We start from the raw sequence: 14,441 nt of genomic DNA, 5'->3' as shown, positions 1-14,441 counted from the left end.
TCTGCGTCAGAAAAGCTTGCGGTGACTATCGTCCGCGTCGGGCGCACCGGCGTCGACAACCTCTATGCCGCAGGCGATGTCGTCAGCGCGCTGGACCGGATCGGCGGGGCGGTCAGGCAGGCCGCCACCGCTGCGACCGCTGTGCACAACAGCCTCTAGCTGGGCGGCGCGGGCAGCCAGTCGAACGACCGCCGCCTGGCGAGCTGGCACATCAACGCTGCTGGCCGGACGTGCCACCGGCAGAGCTGGCACCGACCGCCTGCGCCAGCGCCTGAACATGGGAGAGGTGCTGCCTCAGCGTCGGCAGCGTCTTGCTCGCGAACGCCTTGAGCTCGGCGTCCTGGCCCGAGGAGGCCTGCTTTTCGAACAGCGCCACGTCCTTCTTGTGCGCATCCAGCATCGCCTGGACGTATTGCCGGTCAAACGCGGCACCCGACTGGCGCTGCAGCCGGTCGGCCATCGTGCGGTGCTCGGCGTCCAGCTGCGCTGGCACCTCGACGCCCTTTGCCGACGCGATGCGCTTGAGTTCCTCGTTGGCCTGGCCGTGGTCCTTGACCATCTGCGCGCCGAACTGCTTGACTTCGGCGCTCGCGCCCTGGCGTTGCGCCAACTGGCCGAGCTGGACTTCCGCCTGGCCGCCGATGGCCGCCTTGGTGACGAAGTCGCGGTCCGACGACATCCCCGCTGTCGCGTTGGCCGACGGGCTGTTGCCAGGCGCCTGCGCGATGGCGATTTCGGCGGCGCCGAGCGAACCGATGAAGAGGACTGCGGCTTGAATCAGCTTTGCATGCATTGGAATGGCTCCGGAGTTGGTGTGGGATGAGATCCGCACCGGCGTGCGGACCGAGTGCCTGAGCAAAGCGTGTTCCCCGGGGTTGCGGTGTGGGCGGACCGTGCCGCCAACCCATTGCGGCGAGACGGCCGCCGAGGCGATGCCGGTGGCGATCTGCCGGCAGCAGCAGGCCCGGTGCAAGGACACGTGGCGCAACGACACGACCGCCTCTTGCTTGCCCCGCGCGTGAGCGTGGCGGCAGTCGGGGACCGATGCCGATTCGTCGGAGAAGACGCGGGAGATCAGCACGACCGTGCTTCGCCAACTCTTTGACGAGGCGCTGCTGCAGCGGCGCGACGGCGGTTGAAACGACAGGCCAGCGGCGCTGAACTTCAACGCCGCTGAAGCAGAAGATCTTGCTGCAACCCTCGATGGCTCAGAAAAAATGCGAGCGTGTCATCCACCTCGATGCCGACGTTTGGCAGTGGAGGAACACTGGTCATCCGCTTGCCTATGCCGGCATGCCAGTGTTCGCGTCGTTTCAACTGGCGTTGACCAGGCAAGCGCGGCACCAGTGCCAAGCACCGGCCGTCATGCCAATCGCAGCGGCAGCCGGCGCAGGCGCTGCCCAGTCGCCGCCGCGACGGCGTTGGCAATGGCTGGGACCGTGGGCGGGCCGGCGATCTCGCCGATGCCGGACGGCGCCGTGGGGTCGCCGGGCACCCAGTGCACTTCGATGCTCGGGCACTCGGGCAGGCGCAGGATGGGCATGTCGTGGAAATTGCTCGCCTGCACCTGGCCGTTCTTGAACCGCACGCCGCCGTGCAGCGCCGCGGTCATCGCCCAGATGACGCCGCCCTCGACCTGCTGACGTGCGGTGCTCGGGTTGACCACGAGGCCGCAATCGACGGCGCAGACGATGCGCTCGACGCGGATTTCCGTGCCGGTGACCGCGACCTCCGCCACGACGGCGCAGTAGCTGTTGCCATGCATATAGGGCGCCGCAGCGATGCCCTGCGCCCAGCCGGGCCGTGCGGCCTTGGGCCAGCCGGCCGCGCGGGCAGCCGTTTCCAGCACGGCGCGCAGGCGGGCGGGCTGGAACGGCGTGCCGTGGCCGATGTCGCGTGGCGCGGAGTCGGCCAGGTGCGCGAGCCGGTAGGCCAGCGGGTCTCGATTGGCGGCCAGCGCCAGCTCGTCGACGAAGCTTTCCTGCCCGAACATCCAGGCATTGGCCACCACGGAGCGCCAGGCGCAGCTTGGCAGCACGGTGTGCGTCTCCAGGTCGCGCTGGGCATGCTCGACCATCGCCGCGGCATAGGGCATCCACGCGACCTCTCCGCGCTCGGGAGGCTCGGGCTTGTCGCCGGCCTTGCGCCGGCTCCATTGCGTGCGGGCCTCCGTCTGGCGCCAGTGGCGGATGTCGCCGTTTTCGCTCACGCCCGCCTCGAAGCGGGCCTGCGTGTAGGCGTGGTAGTGGTTGGTGGCGACATCGTCCTCCCGAGTCCACATCAGCTTCACCAGCCGGTGGCCGGCCTCGCGCGACACGAGCAGCGCCTCGATGGCGAAGTCCGGAAAGAAGCGCCGCCCGAAGCTGCCGCCGCTGGGCAACAGGTGGATGCGGACCTGGGCCTGTGGCAGGCCGGTCAGGCGCATCACCTCCGCGGCGAGGTAACCAGGCGACTGGGTCGCCACCCACAGATCGCAACCCGTGCCGTCGGCATGCCAGTGCGCCGCGCAACTGAGCGGCTCCATTGGCGTGTGCGCCTGATGGGGGTATTCGTAGTCGGCGCTGTGCTGGCGCATGGGTTCGGCCACAGCGGCACCGCGGCGGCCGGAGACCGGGCCGTCCTTGGCGATGAGCCCTGCGGCGAAGCGGGCAAAGGAGTCGCTGTCGTGCGTCTGCGCGGGCGACGGCGTCCAGCGCACGCTCAGCCGCCGGCGGGCCTGGAGCACGGCCCAGGTGTCGTCGCCCCAGACCGCCACGCCGCTGCGCACGACGAAGGGAAAGCCGCCGGTTTCCGGCACACCCGGCAGGTCGATGCCGTGATAGCCGGCGATGCGGGCACAGCCGCGCACGCCGGGCAGGCGCTTCACCTCCGCCGCGTTGAAGGCCTTCACGCCGCCATGCAGGTGCGGGCAGCGCACGATGGTTGCCATGAGCATGCCGGGCAGCCGCAGGTCGATGCCGTAGCCGAGCCGGCCGCGCACGATGTCGGGTGCCGTCACGTTGGGCCGCTCACGACCGGCAAATTGCAGTGCGGTGGCGGGCTTCAGCGCAATGTCGGCCTTGGCGAGGTCGTCGAATGCCGGCAGCGGTTCGAGCGACGCGGCTGTGGCAACGTCGGCATACCGCAGCGAGCGGCCGCTGGCGCGGTGGTGCAGCCAGCCGGCCCGGGCCTCGCAAGCGGTCACGTCGACCTCCCACCGGGCGGCCGCCGCCGCGAGCAGGCGCTCGCGCACGACCGCGCCGAGCTTGCGCAGGGGCAGCCACAGCGACATCAGCGTCGTGCTGCCGCCGGTGCCGAACGACACCGCGCGGTGAAACGGCGAGAACGACACGCGCACGTGCGACCACGGCACGTCCAGCTCCTCGAACAGTGCGGTGGCCAGGCCCGTGCTGACGCCCTGGCCCATCTCGTGCCGGGCCAGCAGCAGCTCGGCACTGCCATCCGGATGCAGGCGCAGCAGCGCGCCGAACTGTGCAGCGTCGCCATCGGCGGCCGACGCGAGCGGCAGCCGCATCTGCACCGCCAGCACGCCGCCCGCCGCCATGCCCCAGCGCAGCAGGTCGCGCCGCTTCATGCCTGGCCTCCGCGCATCAGTTCGGCCGCGCGCGCCACCGCCTGGCGGATGCGCGGGTAGCTGCCGCAGCGGCACAGGTTGCCGGCCATGGCGGCGTCGATCTCCGCGCCAGTCGGCGCGGGGTTGTGCTTGAGCAGCGACGCCGCGCTCATCATCTGGCCGGCCTGGCAGTAGCCGCACTGCGCCACATTGAGCGCCAGCCAGGCCTGCTGCACCGGGTGCAGGGCCTCGGACGTCGCGAGGCCTTCGAGCGTCGTGACGGCCTTGCCGGTGAGGGTGCCGACCGGCGTCTGGCAGGCCCGCCTGGCTTCGCCGCCGACCAGCACGGTGCAGGCGCCGCACAGGCCGGCGCCGCAGCCGTACTTGGTGGCCGTGAGGCCCAGGTCGTCACGCAGCAGCCACAGCAGCGGCTTGTCCCTGGCGGCGCGGATGACATGGCCGGTGCCGTTGACGGTGAAATCCAGGTGCATGGGCGACGATCCCGCGGTCATGCGTGGCAGCCGGTCAGGGGAGGGGAGATGACGTGCTGGCTGCTGGCCGGCTGCTCTTCGACCGCACAAGCGGCCGCGTGGGCTGCCTCGGCTGGCAGGGCGGGCCACGCGCTGCGGATCGTCGCCGCTGTCATGCCAACGGCCCACAAGCCGACGGCAAAGGGGCTGGCTGCGCACTGCGCTGGACTGCGAGGTTCGTATGGCATGCATCGCTCCGGTCATGGGTTGCACGAAATGTAGAAATCGGCGGCGCCACGGGGTAGCCTGCGACGCGCTGCTAGAGTGACAACCGAAAGTTGTTCCCCCGCCTTCCCAGCAAGCCCTGCACCCCATCTCGCCATGGACGAGCTCCGCGCACTGCGTCTGTTTCACACCGTGGCCGCCACGGGCAGCCTGAGGCAGGCGGCCGTCAGCGAAGGGCTCACCCCGCAGGCCGTCAGCAAGAGCATTGCCCAGCTGGAGCAGCATCTCGGCGTCCGGCTGCTCAGCCGCACCACGCGGCGCAGCAACCTGACGCAGGAAGGCATGCAGCTGCGCGAGCAGACGGCAGGCCCCATCGAAGATCTGGCGAACGCGCTGCGCCGCGTGCGCTCCGCATCGGAACGCATCAGCGGCACCTTGCGCCTGAGCGCTGCACCGTCGGCGCGCAAGGTCCTCATCGCGCCGCTGGCCGCCTTCTGCGACCTTCATCCGGAGGTCACCATCGAATTCATCGCGGCCAACACGTTCACAGACACCGTGCTCGAACAGGTCGACGTGGGCTTCCGCGCCGGCCTGCTGCCGCAGGGCGACGTCGTTGCGCGGCGCCTCTTCACCGTGCCGCAGGTCGTGTGCGCCGCACCTGCCTACCTGGCCCGTTACGGCACGCCGTCATCGCCGGATGAGCTGCGCCGCCACCGCTGCACCGGATTTCGCCACCACGCCTCGGGACGCCTGCTGCCGTGGGAGCTGGAGGAGGGCGGGCGGCCGATCACCGTCGATGTCAGCCCTTTCTTCTGTACCAACGATCCGGAGGTGGAACTGGCCGTCGTGCGCTCAGGCGTGGCCATCGGGCTGATTGACACCATCAACGCTGCCCAGGATCTGCGCGCAGGTCGCCTGGTTGCGCTGTGGCCGCACCTCGCGAACAACTCGCTCGGCTTTCACATCTACTACCCAAGCCGCAAGCGCCTGCCGCGCCGCACGAGAGCGTTCATTGACGACATCAGCGCCACGCTGCTGAACGATGGTCGCTTCACGCTGGCGGCTTCTTCTGATCATCCGAGTTAGCGATCCGCGGTCGGTATCCATGGGGCACGGCTTTCGACCGGTTGGCCGATCTCCAGCAACATCCTCGTGGAGCGCCTGACGCGACTGGAACAAAACGGCATCGTCGTGCGGCAGGCGGCGACCGACAAGCGCTCGACGCTCTACACCTTGACCGAGAAGGGTAAGGACCTCCTGCCGGTCATGCTCGAACTCACAGCGTGGAGCGCCAAGCACGATCCTCTGACCAACACGCCAACCGGTTTCATTTCGACTTTGCAGCAATCGCGGCAGGAGTTGATTGACGGATTTTTGGCGAAGTTGCGTTGATGTGCTGTTGAAAACGATCCGGAGCGGTAAGCGTCTGGCCAAGTCATGTTGACTTGGTCGGCTGGCGTCAACTCGCGTCCGAAGGCCACGCCGTCACGCCGTGCTGCGCTGCGTGGTCGAAGCTTAATGCGTCGCCAGGCCTAATGTCCGGGTCCTTCGGAACTGATGAGACGCGCTTCGCGCCCTGCCGACCAGATCGCCGCGCCGCTCTCCCGCCATGCCGGTTGCCGGGGCACGCTGCCGCTTTGCGGCGAAAGAAAACCCGCCAGCGGCGGGTGGGTCACTGAGAGCCGCATGAAGTCAGACGTTCGGGACGGCCGCCTTGGCCGAAGCCACTGTCGTTTCGGTCGCCACTGCACGGCGACCTTCGATGACGACGCGTGGCAACTTGGCGATGACCACTGTGTCCGCGCGCTTGCCGATGACGACCACACGCTCCAGCTTCACAACTTCAGTTGCAGGGGCTGCGGTGAAGTTGGCCAAGCCCAGTCCGGTGGCCGCAGCGGCGGTGACGGCGGCAATGGCGATGAAGAGGGTCTTGGTGGCGGTGTTCATGGTCGGCTCCGGTGGTTTTGCTCTGTCAGTGAATGCAGTGTCTATAGGCCTGCTCGTCGCTACGAGCGCCAGGCGATGGATCGCGGGCAGGACCGGATGAACCGCATTTCTTTGCGACGGACGGGAAGGTGAGTTCGCCACCTGAAGGGAATCGCCATGCCAGGGCGTCCAGGTCACGGCCCTTTCCATGCCCGGTGATCGCGGCTCTTCTTCCTTCACGCTGGCGTGAACGAGCCGCTTGGCGAACAGGCCGGTATTGATGAACTGCGCTGCGCGCTGAGCCGGCCAGATCGTCACACCGGTCACCCGCCAAGCCCGTTGCCGGGCCGCTCTGAACTGCTCGCAGCGGCTCGTCCGTCGCGCCAGTCGCTGCACTTGGTGTCACGCACCGCAGACGACGCGCAATTCGCCATGGCCTTCGTGGCCTGACTGAAGCAATTGAATCAGGCCGGGGCAGCCACGAAGCGCGGCTGCAACCGATGCCGTGCACAGTGGCGGACAGCCACCGCACCCCGTAGGTGGCCATCGAACCGCGCTTCAGCTTCGTGCGGCCATTCCATCAGAGGCTGGCGTACGTCGGCCAGGGCCGCACCACGGGCTACATCAACCACCAAGGCCAGTTCGTCTGGCGAAGCGAGGCGCCATGAAGCTTCAAGTGATCGCCGGCTGGTCTCTGCTGTCCCTGGAGGCGGCGTTCGTGCTGCTGCTCGCGCTGCAGCGCAACATGGGCGACGACGCGGCAGGCCGCGGCATGGCGATGGGTTTCGCGATGCTGCTGGCCCCCGTCGTGCTGGTTGCGGGTGCGCTGCTGTGGTGGGGCAGTCGCGGCGGCCCCGCGGTGGCTTGGTGGCTGGGCTTCTGCATCGTTGTTTCGCCCGTGGCGTACGTCGCCTTCGACTTCTCCAGCGGGATGCTGAAGAAGGTCGAACGCGGGCTGTGGCAAGCACAGCGGGGCCGCTTTGCGGACGCCCGCCTCAGCGATCTGGCGCGCGCCATCGATGCCCAGGACCGCGCTGCCGTGCAGCGCCTGCTGGCAGGCGGGCGGGTCGACTGGAGCGCGCGTGACCGCTGGGGCCGCAACTTGCTGGGCCACGCCATTGAGAAGGCGCTGAACGACAACAGCGCATCGGACCGTCCCGAGTTCGTGCGCCTGCTCCTGGCGGCGGGCGCACCGCCGGCGGTCGATGCCCTGGCCGCGCAGGAGACGTCGGCGTCCGTCAGCGTGCACAAGCTCGTCTACCACCTGTACGGCGTGCACAACCCCAACGCGCTGGCGATCATGGACATGGTGCTGGCCGCAGGCGCGAGCCCCGATGTCATCGACGAGGACGGGCGGCCGATCTACTTCTCCACTTTCACAGTCTTGCCGGCGCTGGAGATCCTGGCGCGGCATGGCGCTGACTTCACGCACCTGGACCCGCGTTCCGACCGGCTGCAGCACACCGCGTTGATGAACGCGGCGTCGATGCAGATGTGGGCAGAAGCCGAGTTCTTTCTACGGCAGGGCGTACCCCCCTCACACCGGGCGCCCGACGGGCAGAGCTTGCAGACCATCCTCGCTGACGTGGACCCGCCAGGCAGCACTTACCACGGGAACGAGGCGGATGCCCACACCGCCTTCAAGGCCGCACTGGCCCTGCGTGTGTCGTCGGCCCCCTGATGTCTCGCACGGGCAGCCGAAGCGGGCCCCCGACCGCCCGACGCAGCAGCTGCCCGATCGTCGACTCGAGCCGCACAGGTGGTGCGAACGGAGTCATTCACCAGGGACACCTTCGGCACGGCGCGTAAGCGCGCCGTGTCGGGGGGGGGGCGGCAGTCAGTCGAGGCGCGGACCATTGAACAGCCGGTCGTTGCGGCCATCGACGATCGATACGCAATACCGGATGTCTCACGCCAGTCGTGACCCGCAGCAGGAGCCGCCAGAGTCAAGGACCGTTCATGCCGAAACCAGCAGCACGGGTCAGGCGTTGCGCGCCTTGAAGGGCGCCGCTGCGAAGTTGAGTCAGGGTGTTCAAACGGGCGGTTCCGCTGGTTGCCAGAAGTCGGCCGGTGTTGGGGTCGAGAGGCGCAGTGCGCGTCGGCAGCGTCTGGCGCAACAAACGAAACAAGATCACAGCGCGCTTGAAGCGGGGCTGATGCAAGCGGTGACCACAGTACAGGTCTTCTGTCACTGTCAGGGGCTAAGCCATGAACCGCACGCACCGTTCGAGTGTTCGCAAGATCCAGTCATCGTTGACCACCTGCATAGCGGTCTGCTGCCTGGCAGGGGGGCTGTCCTTCTCGCCGGCCAGCCATGCGGCCGATGACCTGGGGCCGCTCAAGGCCCTGCTGGCAGAAAGCCTGGCCAAGGGCCGCGGCGTCACGGTGCATGCCGGGGGCGCGGCGATTGCGATGGTGGTGACGTCGGTCGAGGCCTGTTGTGTGGTCGGCCGCAACGCGCAGTCTTCGCGCATCGTGGTGCGCGTGGACCGCATCGATGCCGTTGTAGCCAGCTTTTGAAGCCGGGCCGATGCAGCCCCAAGACGCTCAAGCTAGACCCGGGGCATACACACCATGAATCCAATCTCGATGACGATGCTCGCCAGCCTGTTCACCTGGGCAGGTGCGTTCGTCGGCGCCCCGTCGACCGTGGTGCTGGTGCTCTACGGCTTGTACAGGGCGGTGGGTGCTGGCCGCGACGCGAGTGACCGTGCAACGAGCGCCGAGTTCGGCAGCAACCCCGACGCGATCCTGCTGATGCTCAAAGGGGTCAGCACGGTCATCGCATCCATCGCCAGCGCGGTGGGCTCGGCAGCGCAGTTCGTGTTCAACGTCATGGCCATGGTCGCCGTGGCGGGCTTGGTGGTCGCAACCCTGTGCTGGTTCACCGGCCGGGGCCTTGCGGCACAGGCCGCCTGGGCGCGCGTCAGCGCCGGTGCGATGTTCACCCTGCTGCTGTTGCCGTCGCTGCTGCTGGCCTTGTCGGCAGGCAGCGGCATTCGCTTGCCCATGCTGGCGCTGGCGGCCTTCTGCCTCTTGGCGCTGCACACCGTGTGGGCCGGCTACTTGCCGCAGAGCCCTTGACGAGTTCGCCTTTGAAAACCCGGCCAGTAGCCGGACTGCTGGCGGGCCTGCTGCTCGTGGGTGCCGCGCAGGCCCAGGGCAGTGAGAAGGCATCCGCCACCGCCGCACAAGGTCTGCCCATGACCCGCCACATCGAATTCACCGCTGAATGGGACGATGCGCTCCAGGCCCGTGACGTGCAACGCGTGACCGCCTTGATGCGCCGCGCAAAGGGCGAAATGCCGCGCAACAGATTCGGCGACACGCCGCTGCACAAGCTGCCCGCGTGGCATGAGTCTGGCGATGTCGTGCCCGTGATGGCGGCCCTGCTGGCCAACGGTGCCGACGTGCACGCCGCGACACCGGGCGGCTTCACGCCGCTGCACATGGCGGCCTTCTCCGCCTGCACACCCTGCGTGCAGCTGCTGCTGCGTGCCGGTGCCCGCGTGCAGGCGGCCAGCCAGAAGTACGGCACGACACCCCTGCACATGTCGAGGCCCGAGACCCGCGCCGCCTTGCTGGCCGCCGGGGCGGACATCGCCGCGCGTGACAAGCTGGGCCGCGTGCCCTTGCACACGGTGGCAATGCCCAGCGCCAACTTAATGGGCCCGGGCGTGGGCATGACCGTTGTCGACGCGCAAGGCTTCACGCCTTTGCACTGGGCGGCCTTCGAGGGCGAGCATGAGGCGGCCGAGTGGCTGCTGACCCATGGCGCGAACCCGCGACTGCGCAGCACGGCCGCCTATGTCTACACCGACCCCATCCTGGCTGCCGAATGGGCGTCCACCGTCACCTACCCGGCGGGCTTGCGTCCCTACGACCTGGCCAAGGCACGACACGACGAGGCCAAGTGGTCCACGGGCAAGTTCCGTCGGGTCTGGGAACTGCTGGACAAGGCCACGCCGCGCGAGGGCTGGTTCTCTCGTTGAGGGCGTCGGCCTGTTGAACGCGGTTGTCAGCGGCGGCTGTCGTCGGGGCGCAAGGCGTGTTCAAAGGCGGCCAGCGTCGGCGCGAAGTCCACGCCGCTGCCCTCGAACTTCGTGGCGAGGGCTGCGAAGGTCTTGCGGCCCCATTTCAGCAACTGCTTGCGACGCTCGGGCGACATGTAGTTCGGCGCGGGAATCCCGTCCGTGAATCGCTGCAGCGCGGCGCGGGTCGGCAGGGCCAGCAGCGCCTTCTCTTCGGGCGACAGCGTGGCGGCCAGCACAAATTCCAGTGCGTGTTCGTTCCTGCTGCCCGCCAGTTCCGCAGCCAGGCGCGCGGGGAAGTCGGCCACCAATCGCAGGCGCGCCGTGGCGGCCTCGCGCACGGTGCGGTCGCGGTAGCTGTCCGCCAGCTTGAGCAGGTCCGCAAAGCCGAGGTCGGTGTGTGGGTCGAGGCGTGCCATCTCGGCCAGTTGCGCAGGTGCGTCGTCATGGGCCTGCTGCAAGTGGTGGACGATGCCGGCCACGCTGCCGAGCCCCGTGCGTGCGAGCTGAGAGCCGAAGAAGCCCACGCAGGCGACCAGGCTGAGCGCGGCAAAGGCGGTCCATGGCCAGCGCAGCCACTGCAACGAGGACCCGAGCGCCAGGCCAGGATTCAGGCTCAGGCAGATCAGCAGCGCCGTGGCGAGCGGAACCACGACGATCAGCGGCAGATAGATCACCCGCGGAGAAAACCCCGGCTGGATGAACATGGCCACCAGCACGAAGCAAGCGACGGCCAGCGAAACCGCCGCAGCGACGGTCAGCACATGGAGGGCAGGGCGCCCCAGGCGCAGCCCATCAAAGCCACCGCCGGCGGTGACGCAAAGCAGTCCGCCCATCAACAGCAGCCACTGCGGAATCAGGATGAACAGCACCTCCGGCTCCCAGCCATTGCGGAATGCCTTTTCGTGGGAGTAGGCCCACAGCAGGTGTTGCAGCGGCCACAGCAGCAGGACGGTGGCGATGGCAGCGCAGACATTGCCGATGGTTTGGTAAGGCAGCATGGTGGGTCGGGCCTGGGCGGTCACCCTCAATCGGGCGGCTGAATGTAGGGGCCGGCGGCCGCCCATGCCCGCCGCTGAGACCAGTGAAACAAAGGAAACGCGCAGGGCCCTTCGGGAAGGCGGATTGAAACGCGGCGTGTCGACACTGCCGGCATTCCGGCAATAGATGCATCGCAGGCGACACGACCATGAACACGAGCAACTCGCAGCGCCTGGCCATTGGCGGCGCGCTCCTGCTGGCCGCTGCCGCAGCGCTTGGCATGCAGAGCCTCTTCACCGTGAAGTCAGGCTCGGGCGCCCCAATGGGCCCCTCGGTGCGAACGCCGCAACACGTGGCGACCTTGATCTCCACGCTCGAGCCGTATGTGCCGTCGCTCCACCACAGGCCCGAGAACGACCGCTACACCATCAGCCTGTTGCTGGTGCCGGTAGACGGGCGCTCGGGCGAGCAAGTCATCCCGATCGCCAAGGGCAAGCGTTCCGGCGAGCTGACGCTGGCGCGCCTGCTGGGCGGTGATGGCAGGACGGTGTGGTTCAACGTGGCGGGCCTGCGCGGCGTGGATGTGGCCTCACGGAAGCTCATCGGCCCGGCCGAGCTGCGGCGGGCCAATGCCGGGCTGGACGAGCCCTGGGACGACTACCGGCGCGTCGAGTTCGACCAGCGGCTGCGCGTGACCTCACCCGACCGCCAGCGCGTCCTCGCCATCGACCCCGCCACGCTGCGCGCCGAGCCCGTGGCACCGGCCAAGCCGCAGTTGCCGTTCAGCCCCGACGTGCAAGACTTCCTGAGCGTGGGTGCGCACGCGGCGCCGCACCAGTGGCTGGCTTTGCTGTCGCCGCAACAGGCGGCACGCGAGTTCCGGCCCGGCCAGCGGCTGTCGCCGGTGATTGCGGCAGAAAGCGCCAAGGTGATGCGGCGCCTGCACCGCGCCGAGCTGGGGCCGGTGATGGACCGCGGCATGCGCACCATCCAGTCGCTGACGCCGCTGTCTGCCGACGAGTACTTCAACGCGACCTTCGTGCGCAGCGCCAACGCGGGCGAGCCCATCCGTGTCGCCTCGCCGGACAGCTTGCTGATGGCCTACAGCGCCTCGGCCAGCCCTGGCGCCACGGTGGTCGTGGCCCGCGTGGACAGCGCCGGCAAGTTGCTGTGGCGGGTGGACACGGGCATCGAGCGCTTCAAGCTGTCGCAGATCCTGCCCGGCTCGCCCTGGGTCGCCTTCATCGGCACGCGGCCGCCGGTGCCGGACAAGCTGTCCGAGCCGCTGCTGGTGCGGGTGAACAGCGAGACCGGCGCCATGGCCACCACGTCCTTGTGGAAGTGAGCATCGTGCAGGTGGGTCAGGGTGGGCTCATCGAGCGCCAGATCACCCGCCAGATGTCCAGCTCTGACAAGGGCTGGCCCTGCTGCGCGCGCCACAGCGCCAGGCGGCAAAACGAGCGCAGCAGGGGCCAGAGGTCGGCCTCCTCGCTGCAAGACGCCTCGGACGGGTAATCGCCCTCATCGGTACGCACGAAGCGGCCGGCACGCCACATGAGGGTGCTGCTGCCTTCCTTGTCGGACCGGCTGAAGCGCGCCCCTCGTTTCAGCGCATGAACGATGGCTTGCTGAATGGCTTCGACGCTGTCCGGGCAGGTGAGCGCCTGCGCATGCTGCGATGGCTGCGGGCCAGGGCGGGCTTGAGTGGGCAGTCGCTGCGTGGCGCCTTCAGCGCCCAGCGGCTGACCGGGCGGCGCGTGCGACCTGCGGATGGCGTCCATGTCGGGCAGCTCCGGTTCCGCACTCGGTGGCAGCAGCACGAAGAAGTGGCGCCCCGCGTCCGTGAGCTCGCCGCTGGTGATGGCGCTGTTGCGGGCGCGGAAGACCAGGCCCTGGCCGCTGGCAGCCGGGCGCGTTGCCAAGGCTCGGGCGAGCAGGACATAGGCACCCACGGGTGGCGCCGGGAAGCTGTGGCCGATGTCCTCGATGGCATTGCCCGCTGTCAGCTCCGCGTGCACCAGATCGCGCAGGGCGCCGGGAAAGCGCGCCAGCTCTGCGTGCTGATCAGCGGTCAGGGGCATGTCGATGCGGAGTTCACGGTGCTCAGGGATTGGCGCTGCGCCACACGGCCAGCCCATCGGCATTGATGTAGCTTGAGCTTCGCCCCACACCCACGAATGCCAGGCCACGGCTGAAGGGCCGCGCGAAGCTGTACTGCGGCGCGATCGCGGCATTCCCGCGCTTGTCGATGTAGCCGTGCAGCTTGCCCACCTTGACCACCGCCAGACCCTCCGAGAATGACCAGGCGCGGTCCACCGCCGGCTGCAGCTGCACCTGGCCCTGGGCGTCGATGAACAGGATGCGGTCGCCTTGTTTCACCAGGGCCAAGCCGTCGGCGAAGTCCTCTGCGGTGTCGTACTGGGCCGGCACGATCATCCGCCCCTCGCGGTCGATGTAGCCGTACTTGCCGCCCACCCACACGCGGGCGCGGCCCTCGCTGAACTCGCTGGCCTGCTCGAACCGCGGCGGCACGAGCAGCTCGCCGGCCACGGTCATGTAGCCCTGCTTGCGACCCTCCCACACCCGGACCATGCCGTCGGCGGGGATGCCGACGAAGTCGATCTTGGGCGGCGTGATGTCGCGCCCCGTCGCATCGAAAACGCGGTGTGTGCGCTGCTTGCTTTCACTGCGCACCAAGCCGCCGGCGGCGGGCAGCAGCTTGTCGTGCTGGGCGGCCACCACCAGCTTGCCGGCGCGGTTGATGGCGCCGTACTTCGGGCTGCCCCAGGCATCGTCCAGACCCACCACCGCCACACCGCCCGAGAAAGGCCCGGCACTGTCGTAGGCGGGCTCAATCGCCCATGCACCCGCAGCGTCCACATAGCCCCAGCGTGCACGGCCCTGTGCGTCCTTGCCCGGCGCCGGCATCAGGCCTTCGGTGTAGGGCAGCGTCCAGGCCTCCTGCGGTGCCACCACCATCCGGCCGGCTCCGTCCAGATAGGCCGTTCGCTGGCCCTTGCGCACCAGCGTCAAGGGCTGGCCCGGGATGACTTCCCGGAACTCCGGCGGCAGCACGACGCGGCCCTGGGCGTCGATCAGGCCGAAGAGATCGCCCTCCCGGATGGTGTGGAGCACCGCTTCGGCCGGCACGGGCGTGGCCGCCATGGGGACCCGGGCCACCAGCAGGCCGCACATCGCCAGCAGGCATTGCACGGTCTTGCGGACCCATGTCATGAGGACACTCTCCGGCTGTTG

The 14,441-nt window shown here is 68.7% G+C and carries 17 protein-coding genes; 9 read left to right on the top strand and 8 right to left on the bottom strand.

Annotation, left to right across the window (positions count from 1 at the left end; all coding sequences use genetic code 11):
• Positions 1 to 21: 21 nt before the first annotated feature.
• Positions 22 to 159 carry a hypothetical protein gene (locus AC0IZJ_RS16080; RefSeq protein WP_471851652.1) on the top strand — a complete coding sequence of 46 codons (138 nt, stop codon included), beginning with the start codon at positions 22 to 24 and terminating at the stop codon, positions 157 to 159.
• A 52-nt stretch (positions 160 to 211) separates the two neighbouring features.
• On the opposite strand, the gene AC0IZJ_RS16075 is transcribed toward AC0IZJ_RS16080, so the two are convergent.
• From AC0IZJ_RS16075 to AC0IZJ_RS16065, 3 genes are all read right to left on the bottom strand, one after another.
• Positions 212 to 1,168, bottom strand: a complete 957-nt coding sequence (locus AC0IZJ_RS16075; RefSeq protein WP_471851651.1) for a DUF4142 domain-containing protein — start codon at positions 1,166 to 1,168, stop codon at positions 212 to 214.
• Between the two features lie 195 nt (positions 1,169 to 1,363).
• A complete protein-coding gene (locus AC0IZJ_RS16070; protein WP_471851649.1) occupies positions 1,364 to 3,574 on the bottom strand; it encodes a xanthine dehydrogenase family protein molybdopterin-binding subunit in 2,211 nt (736 codons plus the stop codon).
• On the bottom strand, positions 3,571 to 4,065 hold the full coding sequence (locus tag AC0IZJ_RS16065; RefSeq protein WP_471851646.1) for a (2Fe-2S)-binding protein: 495 nt from the start codon (positions 4,063 to 4,065) through the stop codon (positions 3,571 to 3,573). Before AC0IZJ_RS16065 ends, AC0IZJ_RS16070 begins: the two co-directional genes overlap by 4 nt.
• Before the next feature lie 339 nt (positions 4,066 to 4,404).
• Between AC0IZJ_RS16065 and AC0IZJ_RS16060 the strand changes: the two genes are divergently transcribed.
• Together AC0IZJ_RS16060 and AC0IZJ_RS16055 are read left to right on the top strand one after the other, a co-directional pair.
• Entirely contained in the window at positions 4,405 to 5,334 is a 930-nt protein-coding gene (locus tag AC0IZJ_RS16060; protein WP_471851644.1) for a LysR family transcriptional regulator, read from the top strand.
• 15 nt (positions 5,335 to 5,349) lie between these two features.
• A complete protein-coding gene (locus tag AC0IZJ_RS16055; protein WP_471851797.1) occupies positions 5,350 to 5,640 on the top strand; it encodes a winged helix-turn-helix transcriptional regulator in 291 nt (96 codons plus the stop codon).
• Positions 5,641 to 5,940: 300 nt separating this feature from the next.
• Here the strand turns inward: AC0IZJ_RS16055 and AC0IZJ_RS16050 are convergent, their stop codons facing one another.
• Complete coding sequence (locus AC0IZJ_RS16050) at positions 5,941 to 6,195, bottom strand: hypothetical protein (protein WP_471851642.1); 255 nt, start codon at positions 6,193 to 6,195, stop codon at positions 5,941 to 5,943.
• A gap of 225 nt (positions 6,196 to 6,420) precedes the next feature.
• On the opposite strand from AC0IZJ_RS16050, the gene AC0IZJ_RS16045 reads away from it, so the two are divergent.
• Both AC0IZJ_RS16045 and AC0IZJ_RS16040 read left to right on the top strand, forming a co-directional pair.
• Positions 6,421 to 6,624: a hypothetical protein gene (locus AC0IZJ_RS16045; RefSeq protein ID WP_471851640.1), complete on the top strand. Its 204-nt coding sequence runs from the start codon at positions 6,421 to 6,423 to the stop codon at positions 6,622 to 6,624.
• A gap of 214 nt (positions 6,625 to 6,838) precedes the next feature.
• A complete protein-coding gene (locus AC0IZJ_RS16040) occupies positions 6,839 to 7,855 on the top strand; it encodes a hypothetical protein (RefSeq protein ID WP_471851638.1) in 1,017 nt (338 codons plus the stop codon).
• Positions 7,856 to 8,120: 265 nt separating this feature from the next.
• Here the strand turns inward: AC0IZJ_RS16040 and AC0IZJ_RS16035 are convergent, their stop codons facing one another.
• The gene (locus AC0IZJ_RS16035) at positions 8,121 to 8,366 is read right to left on the bottom strand and encodes a hypothetical protein (RefSeq protein WP_471851636.1); all 246 of its coding nucleotides are present in this window, start codon (positions 8,364 to 8,366) and stop codon (positions 8,121 to 8,123) included.
• 16 nt (positions 8,367 to 8,382) lie between these two features.
• Between AC0IZJ_RS16035 and AC0IZJ_RS16030 the strand changes: the two genes are divergently transcribed.
• The 3 genes from AC0IZJ_RS16030 to AC0IZJ_RS16020 are packed head-to-tail and all read left to right on the top strand — an operon-like array spanning position 8,383 to position 10,166.
• A complete protein-coding gene (locus tag AC0IZJ_RS16030) occupies positions 8,383 to 8,694 on the top strand; it encodes a hypothetical protein (RefSeq protein ID WP_471851633.1) in 312 nt (103 codons plus the stop codon).
• A 54-nt stretch (positions 8,695 to 8,748) separates the two neighbouring features.
• Positions 8,749 to 9,258, top strand: a complete 510-nt coding sequence (locus tag AC0IZJ_RS16025) for a hypothetical protein (protein ID WP_471851630.1) — start codon at positions 8,749 to 8,751, stop codon at positions 9,256 to 9,258.
• An 11-nt stretch (positions 9,259 to 9,269) separates the two neighbouring features.
• Positions 9,270 to 10,166 carry an ankyrin repeat domain-containing protein gene (locus tag AC0IZJ_RS16020; protein ID WP_471851629.1) on the top strand — a complete coding sequence of 299 codons (897 nt, stop codon included), beginning with the start codon at positions 9,270 to 9,272 and terminating at the stop codon, positions 10,164 to 10,166.
• A 26-nt stretch (positions 10,167 to 10,192) separates the two neighbouring features.
• Here AC0IZJ_RS16020 and AC0IZJ_RS16015 read toward each other — a convergent pair whose 3' ends face one another.
• Entirely contained in the window at positions 10,193 to 11,206 is a 1,014-nt protein-coding gene (locus AC0IZJ_RS16015; RefSeq protein WP_471851627.1) for a hypothetical protein, read from the bottom strand.
• 188 nt (positions 11,207 to 11,394) lie between these two features.
• On the opposite strand from AC0IZJ_RS16015, the gene AC0IZJ_RS16010 reads away from it, so the two are divergent.
• On the top strand, positions 11,395 to 12,531 hold the full coding sequence (locus AC0IZJ_RS16010; protein WP_471851625.1) for a hypothetical protein: 1,137 nt from the start codon (positions 11,395 to 11,397) through the stop codon (positions 12,529 to 12,531).
• 16 nt (positions 12,532 to 12,547) lie between these two features.
• Here AC0IZJ_RS16010 and AC0IZJ_RS16005 read toward each other — a convergent pair whose 3' ends face one another.
• Positions 12,548 to 13,267: a hypothetical protein gene (locus tag AC0IZJ_RS16005; RefSeq protein WP_471851622.1), complete on the bottom strand. Its 720-nt coding sequence runs from the start codon at positions 13,265 to 13,267 to the stop codon at positions 12,548 to 12,550.
• A 22-nt stretch (positions 13,268 to 13,289) separates the two neighbouring features.
• On the bottom strand, positions 13,290 to 14,420 hold the full coding sequence (locus AC0IZJ_RS16000; protein ID WP_471851619.1) for a WG repeat-containing protein: 1,131 nt from the start codon (positions 14,418 to 14,420) through the stop codon (positions 13,290 to 13,292).
• Between the last annotated feature and the right edge of the window lie 21 nt (positions 14,421 to 14,441).

Source organism: Roseateles sp. AC306 (assembly GCF_979253795.1).
Note: the sequence above shows the minus strand (reverse complement) of the source record. Positions and strands in the feature narration are given on the sequence as shown.

Bases quoted from the DNA above. Each gene is read 5' to 3' on its own strand.
- AC0IZJ_RS16070 (WP_471851649.1), bottom strand. From the start codon at position 3,574: ATGAAGCGGCGCGACCTGCTGCGCTGGGGCATGGCGGCGGGCGGCGTG.
- AC0IZJ_RS16065 (WP_471851646.1), bottom strand. From the start codon at position 4,065: ATGACCGCGGGATCGTCGCCCATGCACCTGGATTTCACCGTCAACGGC.
- AC0IZJ_RS16060 (WP_471851644.1), top strand. From the start codon at position 4,405: ATGGACGAGCTCCGCGCACTGCGTCTGTTTCACACCGTGGCCGCCACG.
- AC0IZJ_RS16050 (WP_471851642.1), bottom strand. From the start codon at position 6,195: ATGAACACCGCCACCAAGACCCTCTTCATCGCCATTGCCGCCGTCACC.
- AC0IZJ_RS16040 (WP_471851638.1), top strand. From the start codon at position 6,839: ATGAAGCTTCAAGTGATCGCCGGCTGGTCTCTGCTGTCCCTGGAGGCG.
- AC0IZJ_RS16030 (WP_471851633.1), top strand. From the start codon at position 8,383: ATGAACCGCACGCACCGTTCGAGTGTTCGCAAGATCCAGTCATCGTTG.
- AC0IZJ_RS16025 (WP_471851630.1), top strand. From the start codon at position 8,749: ATGAATCCAATCTCGATGACGATGCTCGCCAGCCTGTTCACCTGGGCA.
- AC0IZJ_RS16015 (WP_471851627.1), bottom strand. From the start codon at position 11,206: ATGCTGCCTTACCAAACCATCGGCAATGTCTGCGCTGCCATCGCCACC.
- AC0IZJ_RS16010 (WP_471851625.1), top strand. From the start codon at position 11,395: ATGAACACGAGCAACTCGCAGCGCCTGGCCATTGGCGGCGCGCTCCTG.
- AC0IZJ_RS16005 (WP_471851622.1), bottom strand. From the start codon at position 13,267: ATGCCCCTGACCGCTGATCAGCACGCAGAGCTGGCGCGCTTTCCCGGC.
- AC0IZJ_RS16000 (WP_471851619.1), bottom strand. From the start codon at position 14,420: ATGACATGGGTCCGCAAGACCGTGCAATGCCTGCTGGCGATGTGCGGC.